General features: G+C 75.4%; 19 protein-coding genes. 13 read left to right on the top strand and 6 right to left on the bottom strand.

Annotated elements, in window-relative coordinates:
* Window positions 1-17 precede the first annotated feature (17 nt).
* Window positions 18-1,724 carry a CocE/NonD family hydrolase gene (locus tag JOD66_RS17185; protein ID WP_204838061.1) on the bottom strand — a complete coding sequence of 569 codons (1,707 nt, stop codon included), beginning with the start codon at window positions 1,722-1,724 and terminating at the stop codon, window positions 18-20.
* A gap of 61 nt (window positions 1,725-1,785) precedes the next feature.
* Between JOD66_RS17185 and JOD66_RS17180 the strand changes: the two genes are divergently transcribed.
* The 9 genes from JOD66_RS17180 (at window position 1,786) to JOD66_RS17140 (ending at window position 10,482) form a co-directional block, all read left to right on the top strand.
* Complete coding sequence (locus JOD66_RS17180; protein ID WP_204838060.1) at window positions 1,786-2,706, top strand: patatin-like phospholipase family protein; 921 nt, start codon at window positions 1,786-1,788, stop codon at window positions 2,704-2,706.
* 172 nt (window positions 2,707-2,878) lie between these two features.
* Entirely contained in the window at window positions 2,879-3,877 is a 999-nt protein-coding gene (locus JOD66_RS17175; RefSeq protein WP_204838059.1) for a 3-oxoacyl-[acyl-carrier-protein] synthase III C-terminal domain-containing protein, read from the top strand.
* Window positions 3,868-4,707: an MBL fold metallo-hydrolase gene (locus JOD66_RS17170; protein WP_204838058.1), complete on the top strand. Its 840-nt coding sequence runs from the start codon at window positions 3,868-3,870 to the stop codon at window positions 4,705-4,707. The genes JOD66_RS17175 and JOD66_RS17170 overlap by 10 nt, the downstream gene beginning before the upstream one ends.
* A complete protein-coding gene (locus tag JOD66_RS17165) occupies window positions 4,707-5,960 on the top strand; it encodes a F390 synthetase-related protein (RefSeq protein WP_204838057.1) in 1,254 nt (417 codons plus the stop codon). The genes JOD66_RS17170 and JOD66_RS17165 overlap by 1 nt, the downstream gene beginning before the upstream one ends.
* On the top strand, window positions 5,957-6,919 hold the full coding sequence (locus tag JOD66_RS17160) for an NAD-dependent epimerase/dehydratase family protein (RefSeq protein WP_204838056.1): 963 nt from the start codon (window positions 5,957-5,959) through the stop codon (window positions 6,917-6,919). The genes JOD66_RS17165 and JOD66_RS17160 overlap by 4 nt, the downstream gene beginning before the upstream one ends.
* A complete protein-coding gene (locus JOD66_RS17155; protein ID WP_204838055.1) occupies window positions 6,916-8,043 on the top strand; it encodes a glycosyltransferase in 1,128 nt (375 codons plus the stop codon). Before JOD66_RS17160 ends, JOD66_RS17155 begins: the two co-directional genes overlap by 4 nt.
* Window positions 8,040-8,597 (top strand): hypothetical protein, encoded by a 558-nt coding sequence (locus JOD66_RS17150; protein ID WP_204838054.1) that lies wholly within the window; start codon window positions 8,040-8,042, stop codon window positions 8,595-8,597. Before JOD66_RS17155 ends, JOD66_RS17150 begins: the two co-directional genes overlap by 4 nt.
* Complete coding sequence (locus JOD66_RS29555) at window positions 8,594-9,880, top strand: nucleotide disphospho-sugar-binding domain-containing protein (RefSeq protein ID WP_204838053.1); 1,287 nt, start codon at window positions 8,594-8,596, stop codon at window positions 9,878-9,880. Before JOD66_RS17150 ends, JOD66_RS29555 begins: the two co-directional genes overlap by 4 nt.
* Before the next feature lie 53 nt (window positions 9,881-9,933).
* Window positions 9,934-10,482, top strand: coding sequence for a hypothetical protein (locus tag JOD66_RS17140; RefSeq protein WP_204838052.1), 549 nt, complete (start codon window positions 9,934-9,936; stop codon window positions 10,480-10,482).
* Here the strand turns inward: JOD66_RS17140 and pdxH are convergent.
* Window positions 10,434-11,093 (bottom strand): pyridoxamine 5'-phosphate oxidase, encoded by a 660-nt coding sequence (pdxH, locus tag JOD66_RS17135; RefSeq protein WP_204838051.1) that lies wholly within the window; start codon window positions 11,091-11,093, stop codon window positions 10,434-10,436. The two genes, JOD66_RS17140 and pdxH, sit on opposite strands and share 49 nt — an antisense overlap.
* A gap of 107 nt (window positions 11,094-11,200) precedes the next feature.
* Here pdxH and JOD66_RS17130 point away from each other — a divergent pair, with 107 nt between their 5' ends.
* Entirely contained in the window at window positions 11,201-12,304 is a 1,104-nt protein-coding gene (locus JOD66_RS17130; RefSeq protein WP_204838050.1) for a citrate synthase 2, read from the top strand.
* A gap of 102 nt (window positions 12,305-12,406) precedes the next feature.
* On the opposite strand, the gene JOD66_RS17125 is transcribed toward JOD66_RS17130, so the two are convergent.
* Both JOD66_RS17125 and JOD66_RS17120 read right to left on the bottom strand, forming a co-directional pair.
* Window positions 12,407-12,976, bottom strand: coding sequence for a VldE C-terminal domain-containing protein (locus JOD66_RS17125; protein WP_204838049.1), 570 nt, complete (start codon window positions 12,974-12,976; stop codon window positions 12,407-12,409).
* A gap of 36 nt (window positions 12,977-13,012) precedes the next feature.
* A complete protein-coding gene (locus JOD66_RS17120; protein WP_239545280.1) occupies window positions 13,013-13,885 on the bottom strand; it encodes a LysR family transcriptional regulator in 873 nt (290 codons plus the stop codon).
* A gap of 79 nt (window positions 13,886-13,964) precedes the next feature.
* On the opposite strand from JOD66_RS17120, the gene JOD66_RS17115 reads away from it, so the two are divergent.
* A complete protein-coding gene (locus tag JOD66_RS17115) occupies window positions 13,965-14,870 on the top strand; it encodes an EamA family transporter (protein WP_204838047.1) in 906 nt (301 codons plus the stop codon).
* 15 nt (window positions 14,871-14,885) lie between these two features.
* Here the strand turns inward: JOD66_RS17115 and JOD66_RS17110 are convergent, their stop codons facing one another.
* The gene (locus JOD66_RS17110; protein ID WP_204838046.1) at window positions 14,886-15,542 is read right to left on the bottom strand and encodes a FadR/GntR family transcriptional regulator; all 657 of its coding nucleotides are present in this window, start codon (window positions 15,540-15,542) and stop codon (window positions 14,886-14,888) included.
* A gap of 55 nt (window positions 15,543-15,597) precedes the next feature.
* On the opposite strand from JOD66_RS17110, the gene JOD66_RS17105 reads away from it, so the two are divergent.
* Window positions 15,598-16,821: an MFS transporter gene (locus JOD66_RS17105; RefSeq protein WP_204838045.1), complete on the top strand. Its 1,224-nt coding sequence runs from the start codon at window positions 15,598-15,600 to the stop codon at window positions 16,819-16,821.
* Here JOD66_RS17105 and pdxR read toward each other — a convergent pair.
* On the bottom strand, window positions 16,796-18,139 hold the full coding sequence (pdxR, locus tag JOD66_RS17100; RefSeq protein WP_239545278.1) for a MocR-like pyridoxine biosynthesis transcription factor PdxR: 1,344 nt from the start codon (window positions 18,137-18,139) through the stop codon (window positions 16,796-16,798). The genes JOD66_RS17105 and pdxR overlap by 26 nt on opposite strands.
* A gap of 71 nt (window positions 18,140-18,210) precedes the next feature.
* Between pdxR and JOD66_RS17095 the strand changes: the two genes are divergently transcribed.
* A complete protein-coding gene (locus JOD66_RS17095; RefSeq protein ID WP_204838044.1) occupies window positions 18,211-18,879 on the top strand; it encodes a pyridoxamine 5'-phosphate oxidase family protein in 669 nt (222 codons plus the stop codon).
* Window positions 18,880-18,998: the final 119 nt, after the last annotated feature.

The following is an 18,998-nucleotide window of genomic DNA, read 5'->3' as shown; positions in this document are numbered from 1 at the left end:
GGGGCGAGTCACGGTGCTCAGCGCAGCGCGGCGCCCAGGTCGCTTCCGGGCAGGACGGGCACTCGCAGGACCGCGCCGCCGGTCCCGCCGAGCCGGATCGTGTGCAGGCCGGGCAGGCTCGGCAGCGAGGCGGCCGACGTGCCGACCAGCTGGATCCGGATCCGGTGCCCGGCGCGGAACCGGTTGCCGACCGGCCACAGCTCGACCTGGTAGCGCCGGAACTGGCCGACCGGGGCGAGCGAGCGGTGGGTGTAGTCGCCGTACGGCTGGACCACCCGGCCCTGGTCGTCGCTCAGCGACCGCCCGGGCACCAGGCCGGGGAAGCTGGTCGAGAGCCGGCCGACGGTGAGCGGGTTCGAGGTGCCGTCGGGGGCGACGTCGGAGAGGACCGCCCAGATGCCGGAGCCCGGCGTGGTGGTGGCCAGCGCGAGGTCGAGGGCGAGCGGACCGGCGAGGTCGACGTCGGCGGTGAGCGTGTCGGTCGTGTAGGTCAGCCCGGTGACCCCGTCGATGCCGGCGAGGTTCGTCTGCGCGAGCAGCGGCAGCGCCCCGGTGAGCGCACTGGCGCCGCCGGCCTCGAGGATCGCGGCGTTCGGGACGTCGGTCATGGTCGGCAGCGACGGCACGGTGAGGTACGACGCCGTACGCGGCGCCGCCGGCGGGTCGAGGGTGAGCGCGCGGCCGGGGCCCAGCGCGAGGTCGGTCCAGGTGGTGCCGGGGACCGGCCAGTCGGCGGCCTCGCGGCGCACGTGCTCCCCGGCGAGGTAGGCCGCCCGGGAGCCCTTCGCGAGCAGCAGGCTCACCCGCGGCGTGGCCTCGATCCCGTTGTCGACGCCGCGCACGTAGTGGTCGAGCCAGGCGTGCGCCTCGCCGACGGCGCCGTCGCTGCCGACCGGGACGCCGTCGTGCCCGCCCTCCATGACCAGATGCGCACCGTCGTCCTTCAGCGCCTGGTAGGCCTGGAAGGCGCCCCGCGACTCGACGTCGTAGAAGCCGTTGACCATGAGGACGGGGATGTCGTTGGCGTCGCCCCGCCAGCCGCGCTCGGCCCACCAGGAGTCGAGGGTGGGATGGGCGAGGACGCCGGTGCCGCTGGCGAACAGCCCGCCGACCACGTCGAGCGAGGAGGCCGGGTCGCGCCGCAGCCGGTCGACGCCCTGGAGCAGCGCCGGCGCGCCGATCATGCCGATCACGCCGGCTCCGGGGACCAGGTTCAGGATGCCGCCGGGCACCAGCAGGTCGCGGTACAGCTCGTGGGTGCCGGACTTCATGATCGCGGCCTTCACGCACGGCAGCTGCTGGTGCCAGGAGTTGTAGAGCACGATCGCGCTCGCCGAGAAGCCGTTGAGCGCCAGCCGGCCGTCGCTGAACGGCTGGTCGCACGCCCAACGCAGCACCTCGACCACGTCGCGCTGGCTGGCCGGCCCGAGCGCGTCGAACGAGCCGTCGCTGTCGCCGGTGCCGCGGATCTGGACCAGCAGGTAGTTGTAGTCGGGCGTGACCTCGAGCGTCTGGCTGCCGTCGCCGTAGGGCGAGAACTCGACCACCGTCGGCCTGGCGGTGACCGGGCCGGTGCTGGTGAGCGTGGTCTGCAGCTGCACGCCGTCGGAGGTGGTGAACCGCTGCTCGACCACGACCGGCGCCGGCCCGTCGGCGCGGGCGGGCTGCGGCCAGGCCCCCAGTCCGGCGACGGCGAGGCAGAGCGCGAGCACGAGGCGACCCATGTGAGCACAACGACATGCCCCGTCGCGGGCTATGTCGCGGGTCCCGACCCACAATGGAGGCATGGCACGCGTCGCACTGGTCCTCGGCTCGGGCGGCGCCCGCGGCTACGCCCACCTCGGTGCGGTCCAGGAGCTGCGCGAGCGCGGCCACGAGATCGTCGCGGTCTCCGGTACGTCGATGGGCGCGGTCATCGGTGGCCTGGTCGCCGCCGGCAAGGACGCCGAGTTCGCCGCCTGGGCCTCGACCCTCACCGGGCGGCGCGTGGTCCTGCTGGCGGACCCGACCTGGGCCGGCGGCGGCGCGGCGACCGCCGAGAAGCTGATGGCCGCCCTCGACGACATCGTCGGCGACGTGCTCATCGAGTCGCTGCCGATCCCCTTCACCGCGGTCGCCACCGACCTCGCCGCCCGCCGCGAGGTGTGGTTCCAGCGTGGCCCCCTCATCCCGGCGATGCGCGCCTCCTTCGCGATCCCGGGCCTGTTCACGCCGGCCGTGGTCGACGGCCGGGTGCTGGTCGACGGGGGCCTGCTCAACCCGCTGCCGCTCGAGCCGACCGCGGCCGCCACCGCCGACTTCACCGTCGCCGTCTCCCTCCAGGGCCCCCGCGAGCCGCACGAGCCGACCTCGCCCGCCCGCGGCTTCTCGGTGCGCCGTGCCGAGTGGGCGGCCGACCTGCGGCGCAGGTTCCGGCGCGGGGAGGAGGAGCTGGGCGAGACCGCGGCACCAGAGGCGCCCGCGGAGGCGCCGCCGGCCGAGGCGGTCGACGTACGGCCGGACATGCGGACCGCCGAGGTCGTCTCGCTGTCCTTCGACGCGATGCAGAGCCTGATCACCCGCTACCGCCTGGCCACGCTCCCGCCCGACGTCCTGGTCACCGTGCCGCTCAGCGCCGCCCGCACCATCGACTTCCACCGGGCCGCCGAGCTGGTCGACCTCGGTCGCACGCTCACCAAGGAGGCGCTCGACCGCGCCGGGCGGTGAGCAGCCCGGTGGCGGGGTGGGTGCGCTGGCTCGGCGGGCGGGGATTCATCACGGGATGTAGGCGAAAGCCTGCTTCTGTAGTGGAACTCCGCTACAGAAGCGCGTGCTCACCTACATCCCGTGGTGAATCCGCACCCGGATCCCCCAGCCCCAGCTGACTATCCTCGTCGCCATGCCTGCTCTCGGCCCCCGCGCCCTGCGGATCCTCGGCACCGGCGCCGTGCGGCCCGACGAGGCGCTCCCCAGCGCCGCGGTGGACGAGCGGCTCGGTCTGGCGCCCGGCACCGTCGAGGCGCGCACCGGCGTCCGAGTCAGGTACGTCGAGCGGGGCTCCGCCGCCGAGCTGGGCGCCCGCGCGGCCCGCAAGGCCCTCGCGGCGGCCGGGCTGGGCCTCGCCGACGTCGACGTGATCATCGGCGCCAGCGCCACGCCCGACCAGCCGCTGCCGTGCAATGCCGCGCTGCTCCACGAGGAGCTGGCCCCGGAGCGACCGATCGCGGCGTGGGACGTCAACGCGAGCTGCCTGAGCTTCCTGGTGGCGCTCGACCTCGCCGCCACGCTGGTCGACGCGGGCCGCCACGAGCGGATCCTCATCGTGTCCAGCGACCTGGCCTCGGTCGGCCTGGACTGGTCCGACCTCGGCGCGTCCGGGATCTTCGGCGACGGCGCGGCCGCCGCGGTCGTCGGACCCGCCGGCGAGACCGGGTCGGCCGTCCTGGCCGCCGACTTCGCCACCCACAGCGAGGGGGCGCACACCTGCGAGATCCGGGGTGGCGGCTCGCGGTTCGCCCCTGACCGGGTCGACGGCGCGTACGCCGACTGGGGCCGGTTCCGGATGGACGGCGGCGCGGTCTTCCGGCTCGCGGTCAAGCACCTGCCGCCGTTCGTCGACCGGCTGCTCGCCGCGGCCGGCACCGACCTGGCCGACCTGCCGGTCGTCGTACCGCACCAGGCGAGCCATCACGCGCTGGCCTGGCTGCGGCACCGCTTCGGGATCGAGGAGGACCGACTGGTGGACATCTACACCGACCACGGCAACCAGGTCGCGGCCTCGCTCCCGTCGGCGCTGCACGCCGCGATCGAGTCCGGGCGGCTGCGCCGCGGCGACCATGCGCTCCTGCTCGGCACCGGCGCCGGACTGAGCCTGGGCGGGGTCGTCCTGTGCTACTGACCGACCAGCCCGAGGTCGACTTCCACTGGCTGCGCGTGGGCCACTGCAAGGGCCCCGAGGCGATGGCACGCCAGGGCGGCCGGCTGCGGATCATCGAGTTCCCGTCGTACGTCGGCGCGCTGCGCCACCCGACGCACGGCTGGACCCTGTTCGACACCGGCTACTCCCAGCACTTCCTGGACGCCACCAGCCGGCTGCCCGAGTTGCTCTACCGCTCCACGCTGCCGGTGACGCTGCGGCCCGAGGAGCACCTGCCGCGCCAGCTCGCGGCGCTCGACATCGACCCGGCCGAGGTGCGCCGGATCGTCGTCTCCCACTTCCACGGCGACCACGTCGGCGGCCTGCTCGACCATCCGCGGGCCCGGATCATCGCCGGCGCCGCGGGCGCCGAGCACGCCCTGTCCCTGCGCGGGATCAACGCCGTGCGCCACGCGATCCTGCCGGCCCTGCTGCCCGCCGACCTGCGCGACCGGCTCGACCCGGTCGACGCCTTCCCCGCCGTCCAGGTGGGCGGACTGCGCACCTGGGACCTGCTCGGCGACCGCAGCCTGCTCGCCGTCGACCTGCCCGGGCACCTGCCCGGCCATCTCGGCCTGCTGTTCACCTCCGGCGGCCGGCAGGTGCTGCTGGTCGGCGACGCCGCGTGGACCACGCGCTCGTTCCGCGACCTCAAGCCGCCGTCCCGGCTGGCCAAGGGGGTCATGCACGACTGGGACGCGGCGGTGCGCACCCTCGGCGTGCTCCACGTGCTCGACGCCACCCATGACGACCTGCTGATCCTCCCGGCGCACTGCCCCGAGGGTCACGCGGCCTGGTCCGCCGGTCGCTGATGGCCGGCTCCCCGGCGGCGGTGGCCGCCGCCTTCGCCCGCGAGCGCTGGCTGCTCCCCCGTCGGTACGACGCCGCGCGGGCCCGTGCGCTGGACCGGTTCCTGCGCGTCGAGCTGCCGAAGGCCCGGTTCTACGCGCCCTTCGCGGGCCGGCCCCTGACGGAGCTGCCGGTCGTCGACAAGCGGACGGTGCTCGCCGACTTCGCCGCGTTCAACCGGCACGGCATCTCGCTGGACCGCGCGCTGGCCGTCGCCGAGGCGGCCGAGCGGTCCCGCTCCTTCACCGACCGGCTGCCCGGCGGGGTGACGGTCGGGCTGTCGTCGGGCACCTCCGGGACCCGTGGAGTCTTCCTGGTCTCGGAGGCGGAGAGCCGCCTGTGGGCAGGGATCCTGATGGGTCAGCTGATGTCGGCGGAGTCGCTGTGGACCCTGGCCCGGCGGCCGCTGCGGATCGCGCTCTTCCTGCGCGCCAACAGCAACCTCTACGAGACGCTCGACAGCCGCCGGGTCGCCTTCTCCTGGCACGACCTGACCGCACCACTGGCCACCCACCTGCCGGCGCTGCCCGGGACCGACGTGCTGGTGGCGCCGGCGAGCGTGCTCCGCGGCATCGCCGAGGCCCGGCCGGCCGGGCTGCGGCCACTCCAGGTGATCTCGGTCGCCGAGACCCTCGAGCCCGACGACGCCACCCTCGTCGGGGCGGCCTTCGGGCGCCCGGTCGAGCAGATCTACCAGGCCACCGAGGGCCTGCTCGCGCTCAGCTGCCCCGCCGGCCGGCTGCACCTCAACGAGGGGCATGTCCACATCGAGCCGGAGTGGCTCGACCACCAGCGCTTCCACCCGATCGTCACCGACTTCACCCGGACCACCCAGTTCGTCGTCCGGCACCGGCTCGACGACGTCCTCCTCGCCGCGCCCGGTCCCTGCCCGTGCGGCCGGCCGGGGCGCTCGGTCGCGGCGGTGCTCGGGCGGGCCGACGACGTGCTGACGCTCGGCCCGGTCCCGGTCTATCCCGACGTGCTGCGCCATGCCGTCGCCCTCGCGGGCGAGCTCGGCGACTACCGCATCGAGCAGCACGGGCCACAGTGGCGGCTGGCGACGACGACCGGTTCGTCAGGCACGACGGCGAGAGTGGCCGCGGAGATCGGGCGGCTGGCCGCGCGGTTGGGCGCGGCTCCTCCCGAGGTGGTGCCGATGGCGTGGCCCGACGAGGCGCCCGGCGCGAAGAGACGACGGATCAGGAAGGTGTCATGAGGCTGCTGGTGACCGGTGCGTCCGGGTTCGTGGGCGGACGGCTGTGGGAGCGGGCGACCGCGGCCGGGCACGAGGTGGTCGGGGTCGGCCGGCGCCGGCTCGACCGGCCGGACTACCTGAGCGTCGACCTCGGGCGGACCCCGTCCGAGGAGCTGCCCGCGCTCCCCTGGCGACCCGACGCGGTGGTCCACTGCGCGGCCCGCGCGACGCCGTACGCGAGGCGAGCCGACTACGACCGCGACAACGTGATCGCGACCCGGACCGTGCTCGACTGGTGCGCGGCGCTGGGGAATCCGCGGCTGGTGCACGTGTCGTCCTCCTCGGTGCTCTACCGCGACGGCGACCAGCTCGACCTCACCGAGGAGACGCCGCTGCCCGACACCTTCGCCAACGACTACGCCCGCACCAAGGCCGACTCCGAGCGGATCGTCCGCGGCTACGCGGGTTCGTGGGTGATCGCCCGGCCCCGCGCGGTCTTCGGCCCCGGCGACACGGTGCTCTTCCCGCGGATCATCGCCGCCGCGAAGGCGGGCCGGGTGCCGCGGCTCACCGGGCGCGCCACTCCCGCCGTGGGCGACCTGGTCTACGTCGACAACCTCGCCGACTATCTCCTCCAGCTGGCGGCGCGCCCCGACCTGGGCGGCGTCTACCACCTGACCAACGCCGAGCCGGTGGAGATCCAGGCGCTGCTGCTCGAGGTGATCGGGCGGCTCGGCTTCGACCCGCCGTCCCGCGAGGTCGGCCTCACGGCAGCGATGCGGGTCGCGACCGTGCTGGAGCGGGCCTGGCGGCTGCTGCACCTCCCGGGCGAGCCGCCGATCACGCCGTACGGCGTGGGGGTGCTGAGCTGGTCGAAGACCTTCGTCCCCGACAAGATGCTCCGCGACCTCGGTCCACCCGCGGTGTCGGTGGCGCAGGGCGTCGAGGAGTTCGTGGCCTGGCAGCGGGAGCAGCTGTGAGCCGGTGGCGGTGGTACGCCGCGGCGGGCTACCTGGCCCTGCAGGGCGGGAAGGGCGTGGCAGCGCTGCGGGCGGCGGCGGCCGCTCCCCCAGCGGTGGAGCCGCCGGAGGAGGCCGTGGCACGGGTCGTCGTCGTGCAGCCGATCCTGTCCGGCGACCCGGGCCTCGAGGACGCGCTGCGCGACAACCTGCTCTCGCTCGCCGGCGCCCGGTTCGTGTGGCTGGTCGACGCCGACGACGCCGAGGCGCAGCGCGTCGTCGAGCGGATCGGCCCCGCACCCCGGCTGGAGGTCCGCCTCTGCGGACCGGCACCCGACGGGATCAACCCCAAGCTGGCCAAGCTCCAGCCCGCGCTCGACGACTGCGCGGGCGACGAGGTGTTCCTGGTCCTCGACGACGACACCCGCCTGCCCCGCGCCAGCCTGGGCGCGCTCCTCGGGGGACTCGACCGGGCGACGCTGGCGACCGGGCTGCCGGCGTACCTGCCGGGACGCACGCCGTGGGCCCGGCTGGTCGAGCAGTTCGTCGACAACAACGCGGCCCTGACCTACCTGCCGATGGCGCCGGTCACCATCAACGGGATGTGCTGGGCGATGCGGGTCGCGGACCTGCGCGCAAGCGGCGGGTTCACCCCCATCCTGCGCAACCTGACCGACGACCTGGCCGTCGCGGGCGCGGTCCGGCGCGCGGGCGGCACGATCTGCCAGACCGCGTCGCCGCAGTGGATCACCACGACCGTCGAGTCGCCGGGCCACTACGTGCGGCTGATGCACCGCTGGATGCTGTTCGCCGACCTGCTGCTGCGCCGCCAGCCGCCCGGCACCGTCGCGGCGATCAGCGTGCTGCACGGCGTCCACCCGAACCTGCTCTGGGCGGTGCTCGCCGGCTCGGTCCGCACCCGTCGGCCCGGCCCGCTCGTCGCGCTCCTCGGTGGGCGCTGGCTGCTGCTCCGGGTCGTGCAGCGCCGCGTCTACGGGCGTTCGCTGCACGCTCCGCTGGCCTCGCTGGTGTCCGAGCTGGCGCAGCCGGCGCACCTCGGGCACGGCGCCGTGCAGCGCACCATCCGCTGGCGCACCCGCACCTACCGGGTCCGCGCCGACGACGACTTCACACCGGTCCGATGAGCGTCCAGGTGCTCCACCTCACCGGGCAGAGCGATCCGCGCTCGTGCGCGCTCTCCCCCGCCCAGCACGCCTTCCTCGACGACCTGCCCGTGCCCGAGTCGGCCAAGGTCCGGCTCAACTTCCCGTACGACGACCGGCTGGCGCCGTACCGACCGGTGCCGCTGTGGCTCGGCAGCCTGCGCCACCTGGTGCTGTTCTGGCGGATCCGGTTGCGCCGGCGGTCGTGGGCGGCCCGGGTCACGCCGTCGGTCACCCGACAGCTGCTCGCCGCGGACCGGACCCTGGTGCTGGCCGGGTCGATCGGACTGGACCTGCTGGGGCGGCTCTCGTTGCCCGCACCGGTGCTGGACCGGCTGGTCGTGGTGGCCTACGGCGCCGTCGCGACCCGGCCGCCCGACTGCCGGGTGATCCGGGTGGGCAGCCGGAGCGACCACCTCGCGCGCTGGTGGCCGGCCGACGTCCTGGTGGACGCCGGACACCTCGACTATCTCGCCGCGCCCGAGCTGGCCACGCTGTGTCGCTCGCTGCTGGCCGAGCTGGAGGCCGCGCCGTGAGGCGGGTCGACCTGGTGGCGCCGCCGATGGCCGGCCACCTCCACCCGATCCTGGGCATCGCCGCCCGGCTGGCCGCCGAGCCGGGCCTGGAGGTGCGGGTGATCAGCACCGCCGCCGCCCTCCCCGCGATCGCCGCCTCCGGCGTGAGCGGACTCGCGCTGCTCGCCGGCGCCGACGAGGTGATCGAGACGGTGGTCGACCCGCCGTACCGGATCGGCAGCAGCCCACGCCTGCTGTTCCGGCAGTTCCGGGCCGCCGTCGCGCTGCAGGCCGACTTCCGCCGCGAGCTGCTCCACGCCTGGGCCGGGCGCCGCCCCGACCTGGTGATCGCCGACTTCACCATGGGTGCCGTCGGCACCGCCGCCGACGAGATCGGCGTGCCCTGGTGGACCACCCACCCCTCGCCGTGCGCGATCGAGGGGCGCGCCGGGCCGCCGGCGTACCTCGGCGGCTGGCGGCCCGGCCGCTCCGCCGTCGGCCGTGGCCGCGACGCCGCCGGGCGGACCTGGGTGCGCGGGTTCAAGCGGCTCGCGCCGCGCCTGGCCGGGGTGCGCCTGGCCGAGGTCGGCATCACCCGGCAGTACCGCGCGGACGGCTCGGAGAGCATCTACTCCGCCGAGCGCGTCTTCGCGCTGACGCCCGAGGTCATGGAGTACCCGCGGGCGCTGCCCACCGCCGTCCGGTACGTCGGGCCGGTGCTGCACACCCCGCCGTCCGCGGCGCCGCCGCCGGTGCTCGCGCCGGGGAGGCGGGCGGTGCTGGTCACCGCGGGCACCCACCTGCCCTGGCACAAGACCACCCTGGTGTCCTGGGCGGCCGCCGCCGCCCGCGCACTGCCGGACGTCGAGGTCCACGTCAGCCTGGGCGGCACCGGCCCGGTGCCCGACCTCCCGCCGGGCGTGGTGGTCCACGACTACGTCGACTACGCCCGCGACCTGCCGCGCTTCGCCGCCGTGGTCCACCACGGCGGCGCCGGCGTCCTCGGCCACACCCTCGCCGCCGGGCTGCCGGCCGTGGTGTGGCCGGTCGACTACGACCAGTTCGACCACGCGGTCCGGCTGGTCGACGCCGGCGTGGCGGTGCGGCTGCGCCGTCGGGACCGCCCGGACGCGCTGGCCGCCGCGCTGCGCCGGGTGCTCGACCAGCCGTCGTACCGGCTCCGGGCGCGGGCCGTCGCCGCCGACCTCGCCCGCCGGCCCGCCGTCGAGGCGATCGCCGCGGAGGTGCGCGACCGGCTGCTCTCCCGCGCCGCTCGGGGTCGGGTGCCCGAGAACCCGGAATAGCGGGTTCTCAGGCACCCGACCCGAACGGCGCCGAGATCCGCGAGGATGTCCCCGTGGCAGCCGACGACCCCACCGAGCCCCGCCCCGACCAGCGAGCGCGCGAGCACGCCGAGTTCCGCTCGCTGCTCATCCCGTCCCGCGAGGTGCCGCGGTTCGACCCGCTGACGGAGGCCGCCGACGACGGGGACGCCGCGGACGGGGACGCCGCGGACGGGGACGCCGCGGACGAGGCGCCGCACCCGGTCGTGGTGACCGGGCACGCCGTCCCCCGCTTCGAGCCGCTCGAGGGCGCCGGTGAGGTGCCCGGCCTCGGCGACCACGTGGTCCACCGCCGACGCAGCAGCCGGCGGCGGCGACGGCGGCGCTCCGCGGTCCATCGCCCCGCCGTCGCGTCCGAGCCGGCACCCGAGCCGGAGCCGACCCGCGAGCCGACCCCCGGCACCGGTCGCCGGGAGACCCTGATCGTCGTTGCCGTGCTGGCGGTGCTGATCCTGCTCGCCGCGATCTACGCCGCCGTCGAGCAGGCCGACCAGCCCTCCGACAGCGGGCTGCCTCAGGGAGCCAGCCGGGTCGGCTCCCAGCCGGCGGTGGTGCGGGCGTAGCGGATCCGGTCGTGCATCCGCCCGGCCCGCCCCTGCCAGAACTCGAAGGACGCCGGCCGGACCCGGTAGCCGCCCCACATCGGCGGCACCGGCACGTCGACGTCGCCGAAGCGCTCCTCCGCCTCGGCGTACCTGTCGTCCAGCTCGGCCCGGCCCGCGACGACCTGCGACTGGGGTGAGGCCCAGGCGCCGAGCTGGGCGCCGCGCGGCCGGGAGGCGAAGTACGCCGCGACCTCCGCTTCGCTCAGCGGGGATGCCGTGCCCTCGACCCGGACCTGGCGCTCCAGCGGGTGCCACGGGAACAGCAGCGCGCAGCGCGGCTCCGCCGCCAGCGCCGCACCCTTGCGGGACGCGGTGTTGGTGAAGAAGGCGAACCCGGCGTCGGGACCGTCGGTCGCGACCCCCTTGAGCAGCACCATCCGGGCCGACGGCGAGCCGTCGGCGTCGACGGTCGCGACCACCATCGCATTGGGCTCGTGGACGCCGGCGGCGACGACCTCGTCGAACCACAGCTGCCACAGGGTCCACGGGTCCGCGGGCAGGTCGGCCTCGACGAGCCCGTGCTCGCCGTACTCCCGGCGCAGGGCGGCCAGGTCGGGTCGGGTGCTCATGGGGCCACCTTAGGGACCGGGGCCGGAGGGGCGTGGGGCAGAATGCCGGGTGGCCCGCGGACCGCCCGGCTCGGAGCGTCCGCACCGTCCTACGAAGGAGTACGCCGATGCCTGAGGTACACCACGGACTGGAGGGCGTGATCGCCTTCGAGACCCAGATCGCGGAGCCCGACAAGGAAGGCTCGGCGCTGCGCTACCGCGGTGTCGACATCGAGGACCTGGTCGGCCGGGTCCCCTTCGAGAACGTCTGGGGCCTGCTGATCGACGGTGCCTTCACCCCGGGCCTGCCGCCGGCCGAGGCGTTCAGCCTCCCGGTCCACACCGGCGACGTGCGCGTCGACGTGCAGGCCGCGATCGCGATGCTCGCGCCGGCCTTCGGCTTCGGCCAGACCTACGACATCACCGACGAGCAGGCCCGCGCCGACCTGGCCCGGGTCGCCGTGATGGTGCTGTCGTACGCCGGCCAGTCGGCCCGCGACCTCCACCTGCCCGTCGTACCGCAGCGGCTGGTCGACGAGGGCAAGACCCTCGCCGAGAAGTTCCTCATCCGCTGGCGCGGCGAGGCGGACCCGAAGCACGCCCACGCGATCGACGCGTACTGGTCCTCCGCGGCCGAGCACGGCATGAACGCCTCGACCTTCACCGCCCGGGTGATCACCTCCACCGGCGCCGACGTGGCCGCCGCCTTCTCGGGCGCGATCGGCGCGATGAGCGGCCCGCTCCACGGCGGCGCGCCCTCCCGGGTGCTCGGCATGATCGAGGAGGTCGAGCGGTCCGGCGACGCCGACGCCTACGTCAAGGGCCTGCTCGACTCCGGCGAGCGGCTGATGGGCTTCGGCCACCGGGTCTACCGGGCCGAGGACCCGCGCGCCCGGGTGCTGCGGCGTACCGCCCGCGAGCTCGACGCACCTCGCTACGAGGTCGCCGAGGCGCTGGAGAAGGCGGCCCTCGCCGAGCTCCGCGCCCGTCGTCCCGACCGCGTGCTGGAGACCAATGTCGAGTTCTGGGCCGCGATCGTCCTCGACTTCGCCGAGGTCCCGGCCCACATGTTCACCTCGATGTTCACCTGCGCCCGCACCGGCGGCTGGTCGGCCCACATCCTGGAGCAGAAGACGACCGGTCGCCTGATCCGCCCCTCGGCGATCTACACCGGCCCCGCCGCCCGGCCCGCCGACGCCATCGAGGGCTGGAACCCCGCCTGGGGGAAGTGAGCCCGGGCCGGTCCTGGGCACCGTCTCCTCGTCGCACCCGGCAGTCCGGTCGCGGATCCACCGATCCGACGACCCGGATGCCGGGTGCGTCGCGTTCCCGGCCTACAGCCGCCCGGCGTACCAGGACAGCTCACCCCGCGCACCCTCCCGGGTGAGCGAGATGTGCACGTGGTCGCGGTGCCGCAGGGTGCGCGAGCACTGACGCTTCGAAGGGCAGGCGGCGTTGAGGTACGGCGCCGGGGCGAACCGGCGCCAGGAGGACCAGGTGGTGTCGTCCCACAGCACGTACATCACCCCCATCCGGCGGGCCAGGGCGGCCGGGTTGCCGGCGGCGTCGGGGGCGAACAGCGCGGCGAGCAGCCGCCGGACCCGACGCCGGTCCACCGCCCGGCGCACGTCGACCGTCCAGTCGAACGCGCGCCCCTCGTCGTGCTCCGACGGGCTGGAGCCGCAGGCCCGGGAGATCCCCCCGAAGGCGCCACCGAAGCGGCGGACGGTCCACCGCGCAAGTGCGCGGGTGCCGACCCGGTCGTGCGGCGAGCAGCGGGTGGGCGGCTCGTACGGCGCGTAGTCCTCGATCGGCGCACTGTCGGCGCGCGCCGCCGGCGCGGGCAGCAGGGTCAACGCCGTCGCCACCAGGGCGACGGCGAGCAGCGCGCGGACGACGGACACGCCGGTCCATCGGCGGGACCGGGCGGCACCTGAGGATCAGACCGTGACGCCGATCTGCTCCAGGAACACCGCGGCGGCCGGCGAGGGCCCGAACGGGCTCCACACGACGTGCTCGGTGCGCACCGGTGCCCGGGTGACGGGGACGGCGACCAGTCCCGGCAGCTGCTCGACGAAGGTCGAGGCGAGCAGCGCGACCGCCAGCCCGGCGCGCAGCAGCCGCCCCATCAGCAGCATGTCGGTCGTCTCGAAGCTCACCTCGCGCCGCAGCCCGGCGTCGGCGAAGGCGGCGTCGGTCTGCAGCCGGCCGGTGGAGCCCGCCGGGAAGTCGACGAAGGTCTCGCCGGCGAGCCGGGCCAGGGTGAGCCGCGAGCGCCCGGCGAGCGGGTGGTCGGGCGCCAGGACCGCGCGGTGGTGGTCGCGGGCGAGCTGTCGCCCGGCGACGCCGCCGACCTCCCAGCCGTCGGGCAGGCCGAGGAACGCCAGGTCCAGCGCCCCGTCGGCGACCCGCTGCACGTGCAGGTCGCTGTTGCCGCTGGTCAGCCGGACCTGCACCTGCGGATGGCGCTCCCGGAACTCCCGCAGCGCGGCCGGTACGTCGACCGCGGCCACCGTCGGGATCACGCCGATCGACAGCGGTCCCCGGACCTCGCCGGTCGCGGCGGCGGCCTCCGCCCGGGCCCGGTCCGCGGCGTCGAGGCACTGCCGGGCCACGGGCACGAACGCCTCTCCGGCGGCGCTGAGCCGGACCCGGCGGCTGGTGCGGTGGAACAGCCGGACGCCCAGCTCCTGCTCCAGCTTGGCCACCTGGTGGCTGAGCGCGGACTGGACGACGAAGCAGGACTCCGCCGCGCGGGTGAAGCTGCCGTGCTCGGCGATGGCGATGACGTACCTCAGCTGCTGCAGCTCCATCCATCCATCTTGATCCACGATCAATTCGATGAAAAGCATGTGTTGGACTCATTGATAGTGGAGGGCTGACCCTGGATGCATGACCACCACGCTCGACCGGTTCGCACCCGCGGCTCCCACCAGCACCCGCACCGCCGGCCTCACCACCCTCACCGCTCTGGCACCGGCGGTCTGGGGCACGACCTACCTGGTGACCACGGAGCTGCTCCCGGCCGGACACCCGCTGTTCGCCGGCCTGCTCCGCGCCCTGCCGGCCGGGCTGCTCCTCCTGGCGATCTTCCGCCGGCTGCCCGAAGGCATCTGGTGGTGGCGCGCGCTGGTGCTCGGCACGCTCAACATCGGCGCCTTCTTCCCGCTCCTGTTCCTCTCCGCCGAGCGGCTGCCCGGAGGAGTCGCGGCAACGGTGGGCGCCGTCCAGCCGCTGCTCGTGATCGCGCTGGCCCTCCCCCTCCTCGGCGAGCGCCCGACGGCCGCACGGGTCGGCTGGGCGCTGGCGGGCGTCGGCGGGGTCGCGCTCGTGGTGCTCGGCCCCGACGCGAGCCTCGACCCGGTCGGGCTGCTGGCCGGGCTGGGCGGCGCGCTGTCGATGGCGGCCGGCGTTGTGCTAACCAGGCGCTGGGGCCGGCCCGAGGGGGTCAGCTCACCGGTGCTGGTGAGCTGGCTGCTGACCGCCGGCGGCCTGGTCCTGCTGCCGACCACCTTCCTGGTCGAGGGTGCCGCGCCGGCGATCGACGCCCCGGCGGTCGGGGGCTACCTGTGGCTCGGCGCGGTGGGCGGGCTGGCGGCGTACCTGCTCTGGTTCCGCGGCCTCGGCTCGCTGCCGGTCGTCGCGACCGCGCTGCTGGGCCTGCTCTCCCCGGTGGTGGCCGCCGCCCTCGGCTGGCTGGTCCTCGGCGAGGCGCTGCGGCCGCTGCAGCTCGCCGGGTTCGCGCTCGCCCTCGCCGCCATCCTGGGCGGCCAGCTCAGCCAGCTCGGCCGGCGCTGAGGGCGTCGCCGGGCCTCAGGGCACGACGTGGTCGAGCAGGTCGGCGCTCGCGGCCGCGGCGCGCGCCGGGTCGCCCGCGCGGACCGCCTCGAGCACGGCCTCGTGCTCGTCGGCGAGGACGTCGGCGGAGCCGGGGTGCTCGATGCTGGCGCGCAGGGTCTCGACCAGGCCGTCGTACAGCTCGACGAGCAGGGGGTTGTGGGCGGCCGCGACGACGGCGCAGTGGAAGTCGACGTCGGCGTCGATGAAGCCCGGCCCGTCGCCGCTCGTCACGGCCTCGCGGCGGCGCGCGATGATCGCGTCCATCGCGTCGAGATCGGCGTCGGTACGACGTTCGGCGGCCAGCGCCGCCGCCCGGACCTCGATCGCGTGCCGGACCTCTAGCAGGTGGACGATGTCGACCCGGTCGAGCTGCTTGCGCATCAGCGCCTGCATCTCGGTGGTGGCGGCGACATAGGTGCCGTCGCCGCGCCGGACCTGCAGCAGCCCGAGGTGGGCCAGCGCCTTGACGGCCTCGCGGACGGTGTTGCGGCTGACACCCAGGGCCGCGGCGAGCGCGGGCTCGGGCGGGACCCGGGTGCCGACCTCCCACTCACCGCTCTCGAGCAGCGCACGCATCCCCTCGATGGCCTGGTCGACCAGGGAGGCGGGCGTGGTGGGGGCGAGCGGCATGGAATTCCTTCCGGTTATTCGTCCAATGATCGGATGTCTGCGTATCCTAGGCGACATGTCCGCCGTGGTCCATGATGCCGCCGCCCGGTCGCCGCACGCATCCACCGGCCCGCGCGGCGCGCGCGGGCGGGCGGGCATGGGCCTGACCGTCGCGGTCCTCCTCGTCGCGTTCAACCTCCGGCTCGCCATCACCAGCCTCGGCGCGCTGCTCGACCGGCTCGGCGACGCGGGCGTCTCCCCCGCCACCCAGGGCATCCTGACCTCGCTGCCCGTGCTGTGCTTCGCCGCCGTCGGCGCCACCGCGATGGTCGTCACCCGCAAGGTCGGCGTCGACCGCGGGCTCGAGGGCGCGCTCGGGCTGCTGACCGTCGGCCTGGTGCTGCGCATCCTCGACGGAGCCCCCGCCCTCGTCGCCGGCACCGCCGTCGCCACCGCGGGCATCGCGCTCGCCAACGTGCTCATCCCGGCCATCGTCAAGGAGCACTTCCCCGAGCGGGTCGGCCTGATGACCGGCGCCTACACCGCGATCCTCTCCCTCGGCTCGGCGAGCGGCGCGGCCGCGAGCGTCCCGATCGCCGACGCCGCCGGCTCCTGGCGGGCCGGACTCGGCGTCTGGGCCGTCTTCGCCGTCGCCGCGGCGCTCGCGTGGGCGCCGTACTGCCGCCGGCACGACCCGGCCCGCTCCGCCGTCCGCGGCGCCGCCATGTGGCGCAACCCGACCGCGTGGGCGGTCACCGTCCTGTTCGGCACCCAGTCGCTCTACGCCTACGTGATGATGAGCTGGCTCCCTAGCCTGTACGCCGACGCCGGGTTCAGCGACGCCACCGCCGGCGTCCTGCTCGCGATCAGCATCACCCTCGGCGTGCCCTTCTTCTTCCTCGCCCCCAGCGTCGCCGCCCGGCTGCGCCACCAGGGCCACCTGGTGCTGCTCCTCACCGTCCTCACCGCGGCCGGCTGGGCCGGGCTCTGGCTCGCGCCGCACGCCGGCGCCTGGGTCTGGGCGGCGCTGCTCGGCGCGGGCGGCGCGGTGTTCCCCGTGACCCTGTCCTTCTTCGCGATGCGGACCACCTCCACCGCCGACACGGCGTCGCTGTCGACGATGGCCCAGAGCGTGGGCTACGCGCTCGCCGCCGGCGGCCCGCTGCTCGTCGGCATCCTGCACCACAGCTCCGGCGGCTGGGCGCTCCCCTGCGCCCTGCTCGTGGGCCTCGGGGTCGTCCAGGCGAGCGCGGGCTACCTCGCGGGCCGGCCGGTCAAGATCGGCGAGCCGAGGAGCTGAGCGCCCGCACCAGCACGTCCAGCGCCCGGTCCAGCTCCTCGTCGGTAGGCCCACCGAAGCCGACGACCAGGCCGCTGAGCCGGGCCGACCGGCAGTAGTCGCGCAGCAGGTTGACCAGGAAGCCCGCGTCCTCGGCGGCGGCGCGCACCCGCGCCGCGCGGGCGTGGGGCAGCAGCCAGGTGGAGTACATCCCGGCGACCGGGCCCGCGAGCTCGGCGTACGGCGACAGGGCCGCGACCACCCGGGGCGCCCGCTCGGCGTACACCCGGCGGGCGGAGCGGACCACGGCGTCGACGTACCCGTCGCGCAGCAGGGTCACCAGCGCCCGCTGCACCGGCCAGGGCGGTGCGTCGTGGGTGAGCGAGCGGTGGGCGTCGTAGGCGTCGAGCAACCGGTCGGGTACGACGGACCAGCCCAGCCGCAGCGACGGCAGGATCGCCTTGGAGGCGGTGCCGAGGTAGGCCACCCGGTCGCGGTCGAGCGAGGCGAGGGCAGGCACGGGCGCGACGTCGTAGCGGAACTCGGAGTCGTAGTCGTCCTCGATCACCAGTGCCTCGTCGCGGCGCGCGGTGGCGAGCAGGGTGAGCCGGTCGGCGGCGGGCATGACCCGACCGAGCGGGTGCTGGTGGGCGGGCGTCACGTAGGCGGCGGCGCAGCCGGCCAGGTCGGTGACCGGCCCGAGCGCCGGCAGGTCGAGGACCGCACGACCCGACTCGCGCACCGTCGCGACCGCGGCCCGGTAGCCCGGATCCTCGACCGCCACCGCGTCGCGCGGCAGGACGGCGAGCAGGTGCCGCAGCCCGGCGCCGGTGCCGCCCGTGACCCGCACCCGCTCGGCGTCGACCGCGAGGCCACGCGTGCGGCCGAGCCGCTCGGCGAGCAGGGCACGCAGCTTGGGCAGGCCGCGCGGGTCGTCGTACCCCCGCGGGGGCGTGGCCACCGACACCTCCCGCCAGGCCCGGCGCCAGACGGCCTGGTGCCGGGGGTCGATCCAGGGGGTGCCCGCGTCGAGCAGGACGAGCGGCCGCTCCTCGACGGTGGTACGACGGCGGGGCGGCGCCGCGGGCCGGCCGGTCGTGCCGCCGGCGACCCAGGTCCCGGACCCCTGCCGGGCCTCGAGCCAGCCCTCGGCGAGCAGCTGGTCGAAGGCCTGCTCGACGACGGACCGGGACACGCCGAGGTCGGCCGCGAGCCGCCGGGTGGCGGGCATCCGGTCCTCGCGGGCGAGGGCGCCGTCGAGCACCAGCTGCCGAACCTGGTCGGCGAGCTGGGTGCCGAGCGGTCGGGGGTCGGTCCGGTCGAGGCGAACGGGCAGCATCGGAATTGGCCTGTCGATCTATCGGGGAACTGGCCCGTGCGCACAGGCCACTTCCGATCCACGATAGTCCCATGAGCGTCGTCATGGAGCCCACCGACCGCACCCGGATCCGCCGCGGGCGCAACCGCGCCGTCACCGAGCGGGCCGAGCTGCTCGCCCTTCTCGCCGACGCCTTCGTCGCCCACCTCGGCGTCACCGTCGGCGAGCATCCGGTCGTCCTCCCGACGGCGTACGCGGTCGACACCGACGGCCCCGACGAGGGCGGCACGCTCTACGTGCACGGCTCGGTCGCGGCCCGGTGGCTGCGCGAGTCCGCGGACACCACCGTGTGCGTCACCGTCACCGAGCTCGACGGCCTGGTCGCCGGGCGCTCGGCCTTCCACCACTCGATGAACTACCGCTCGGCCGTCGTCATCGGCCGGGCCCGGGTCGTCGAGGACCCCGCCGAGCGCCAGCGCGCCCTCGACCTGATCGTCGACCACATGATCCCCGGCCGGTCCGCGACCCTGCGCCCCAGCACCCGCAAGGAGCTGGCCGCGACCGCGGTGCTCGGCGTACCGCTGGCGGAGGCGTCGATGAAGGCCCGCGCCGGGGCCCCGGTCGACGAGCCCGAGGACGTGGCGGCGGGGATCTGGGGCGGCCACGTGCCGGTCCGGCGGGTGCTCGACGTACCGGTCCCGGCTCCGGACAACCTGCCGGGGCTCGACGTACCGGACGATGTTCGTGGCCGGTCTCGCTGATCGACCCGGCAGAAAGTGGGCCTCAGATCCCGCCGACCCGGCAGAAAGTTGCGCGCAGGATCCGCCGACCCGGCAGAAAGTGGCCCGCGCGCGAGCTAGTTTCTGCCGGGTCGGCGCGA

Source organism: Nocardioides nitrophenolicus (assembly GCF_016907515.1).
GTDB lineage: Bacteria > Actinomycetota > Actinomycetes > Propionibacteriales > Nocardioidaceae > Nocardioides > Nocardioides nitrophenolicus.
The sequence above is the reverse complement of the archived record's forward strand: the minus strand, read 5'-3'. Positions and strand labels throughout refer to the sequence as shown.

Coding starts and splice junctions, on each gene's coding strand:
- JOD66_RS17185 (WP_204838061.1), bottom strand. CDS start 1,724: ATGGGTCGCCTCGTGCTCGCGCTCTGCCTCGCCGTCGCCGGACTGGGG.
- JOD66_RS17180 (WP_204838060.1), top strand. CDS start 1,786: ATGGCACGCGTCGCACTGGTCCTCGGCTCGGGCGGCGCCCGCGGCTAC.
- JOD66_RS17175 (WP_204838059.1), top strand. CDS start 2,879: ATGCCTGCTCTCGGCCCCCGCGCCCTGCGGATCCTCGGCACCGGCGCC.
- JOD66_RS17165 (WP_204838057.1), top strand. CDS start 4,707: ATGGCCGGCTCCCCGGCGGCGGTGGCCGCCGCCTTCGCCCGCGAGCGC.
- JOD66_RS17160 (WP_204838056.1), top strand. CDS start 5,957: ATGAGGCTGCTGGTGACCGGTGCGTCCGGGTTCGTGGGCGGACGGCTG.
- JOD66_RS17150 (WP_204838054.1), top strand. CDS start 8,040: ATGAGCGTCCAGGTGCTCCACCTCACCGGGCAGAGCGATCCGCGCTCG.
- pdxH (WP_204838051.1), bottom strand. CDS start 11,093: ATGAGCACCCGACCCGACCTGGCCGCCCTGCGCCGGGAGTACGGCGAG.
- JOD66_RS17130 (WP_204838050.1), top strand. CDS start 11,201: ATGCCTGAGGTACACCACGGACTGGAGGGCGTGATCGCCTTCGAGACC.
- JOD66_RS17120 (WP_239545280.1), bottom strand. CDS start 13,885: ATGGAGCTGCAGCAGCTGAGGTACGTCATCGCCATCGCCGAGCACGGC.
- JOD66_RS17115 (WP_204838047.1), top strand. CDS start 13,965: ATGACCACCACGCTCGACCGGTTCGCACCCGCGGCTCCCACCAGCACC.
- JOD66_RS17110 (WP_204838046.1), bottom strand. CDS start 15,542: ATGCCGCTCGCCCCCACCACGCCCGCCTCCCTGGTCGACCAGGCCATC.
- JOD66_RS17105 (WP_204838045.1), top strand. CDS start 15,598: ATGTCCGCCGTGGTCCATGATGCCGCCGCCCGGTCGCCGCACGCATCC.
- pdxR (WP_239545278.1), bottom strand. CDS start 18,139: ATGCTGCCCGTTCGCCTCGACCGGACCGACCCCCGACCGCTCGGCACC.
- JOD66_RS17095 (WP_204838044.1), top strand. CDS start 18,211: ATGAGCGTCGTCATGGAGCCCACCGACCGCACCCGGATCCGCCGCGGG.